The organism is candidate division WOR-3 bacterium, from assembly GCA_039801725.1.
Lineage (GTDB): Bacteria > Hydrothermota > Tepidihabitantia > Tepidihabitantales > DTDR01 > DTDR01.
Window position 1 is genome coordinate 3,535 of the sequence record JBDRVE010000008.1, and the last position, 2,306, is coordinate 5,840.

The 2,306-nt window shown below is 30.7% G+C and carries 2 protein-coding genes; both read right to left on the minus strand.

Features of this window, described 5'->3' with window-relative positions; genetic code table 11:
* Positions 1–946 (minus strand): (Fe-S)-binding protein (locus ABIK75_02805; protein MEO0090019.1); only part of this gene is annotated, 946 nt, incomplete at its 3' end.
* Positions 947–950: 4 nt separating this feature from the next.
* Positions 951–1,913, minus strand: a complete 963-nt coding sequence (locus ABIK75_02810; protein MEO0090020.1) for an electron transfer flavoprotein subunit alpha/FixB family protein — start codon at positions 1,911–1,913, stop codon at positions 951–953.
* Between the last annotated feature and the right edge of the window lie 393 nt (positions 1,914–2,306).

Here is a 2,306-nt window from a genome sequence, read left to right on the forward strand (position 1 = left end):
TTGCCTCCCTTACCCTTATCTCTGCTAATCTCTCTTTTCCTTTCTTTTCAATCCACATCCGACCTCCGCCTCCTTCGCAACATAAAGAATTCTCTCTTCTCTGGTCAAATTCAATCAAATTATCGGTAGATAATCTTAATAATTCTCTTGGCTCATCAAAAATCTTATTCTGTTTACCTAAAAAACAAGGGTCATGATAGATAATTTTCTTATTATCCCTTTTGATAAAATTATCTATTTTATCTTTTATTTCATATAAAAATTGGGTATAATGATAAATCTCAGTATTTAAGGCATAATCTTTCTTTAACACGTTATAACAATGGGGAGATAAAGTTATTATCCTTTTTTTCTTTATTCTATTAATTATCTCTTCATTTTTTTGTTTTAATTCTAAAAATAGACCTTCCTCACCTAACCTTTTTATCTCGCTACCACAACAATTTTCTTCTTCGCCAATTATTCCAAAATCAATATTTAGTTTTCTTAAAAGAGAAACAAAATTCTTTAAGAGATTAAAAAACCTTGTATCATAATGGATAGTACAGCAAATAAAAAGTAGATTCTCCACTTCTTCACCTTCTTTTATTACTCTCACATTTAATTCTTTATTCCACTCAATCCTTTTTTCCCTTGCCCTTTGCCAGGGATTGCCAAAAAGGTAAGTACTTTCTAATGCTTGAATAATACTTTCTTCTATCCGACCTTTTTCAATTTCTGCCCTTCTTAAATTTAAAACCAAATCCATCGGCTGACAATCTTTTGGACATCTTAGAGAACAGGTCTGGCAGGTTGTACATTCCCAAATTGCCAATCTATCTCTTTCGGGAAGTTCTTTTAAAGAAATTTGCTCTAAATACATCAATCTTCTAATATTTAAATTACTTCTACTTGCCGGACAAGAACTTGTACAACGGGCACATTGGATACAAGTATTAATATTCATAATTTTACTCCTTTAACTTCTTAATTTCATTAATTAATAGCGGAACAATCTCAAATAAATCGCCAACAATTCCGTAATCACAAACTTTAAAGATATTTGCCTCTTTATCTTTATTAATCGCCACAATTACTTTCGAGTTAATCATTCCTACGAGATGCTGAATAGCGCCAGAAATACCACAGGCAATATACAAAGTTGGTGCGACTATTTTTCCGGTCTGACCTACTTGGTCAGAATGGTCTCGCCAGCCAGCATCTACTGCTGCCCGTGAAGCACCGACCGCAGCATTCAAAAGACTTGCCAACTCTTCTAAAATTTTAAAATTCTCTGCTGCCTTCATTCCCCGACCGCCGGAAACAACAATATCAGCCTCTTGTAAATCAATTTTACTTGTTAATTTCTTTACAAAATCCAGTATCTTGACCCTTTTTTCCGTATCCACTTTGTCAATCTCAATAATTTCTGGTTCGGAAATTTCGCCTTCAGCCACACTAATTGCCTTCGGTCGGATAGAGAAAAACAATGGAAAATCTCTTTCTAAGATAATCTCCGAAATTACTTTACCCGCATAAATTGGTTTAGTGATTTTAAATTTATTATCAATAACTTCTAAAGAAATAATATCCTGAAAAAAGGGCTTTTGAAAATAGGTTGCCAAGATTGGTCCAAGTTCTTTTCCCTTAATTGTTGCCGGTAGAAGTAAAAGAGAAATTTTTTCCTTTTTAATTAAAGAGGAAATAATTTCAACAACTTCTAAAGAGGTGAGTTGGTTATCTTCTTCGTAAAGAAAAAATTTATCTATCCCAAAGTTTTTAAAAGAAGAAATATAATCTTTCGGATTAGCAGACAAAAGAAATAACCCTATTGTTTCCTTTAACTCCTTAGCCAAAGAATAAGCAAGGACACATAATTCAAAACTAACCCTTTTTATTTGATTTTCCCTAATTTCCGGATACACCAAAATCATAATTTTTATTTTAATAAATTTCCTTAATTTTTCAAGAAATTTTAATGCCCTAATTTTTGATGATTACAAAAACAGTTTTCAAGGATATTTTTTCTACCATCTCTTTCTTTTCGTCTTTTTAAAATCTTCTAACGAATTTGTGGAAACAAAGAAAATAATAGAGATTTTCATATGGTTTTTAAATATAAATTACTGAAATTACATAAGTTATAATTGACTTTTGAGAATTTTTTTTTATTATTATTAATGTTTTGTTTAATTTTATTAACTCTTTTTATGGAAAAAACTAATCTTTTTTTAAAAGAAGCAATGTTTTATAGAAGTCTTAATAATAAGAAGGTTATTTGTGAACTCTGTCCGAGAAATTGTATAATTGATTTAAACAAAAGGGGA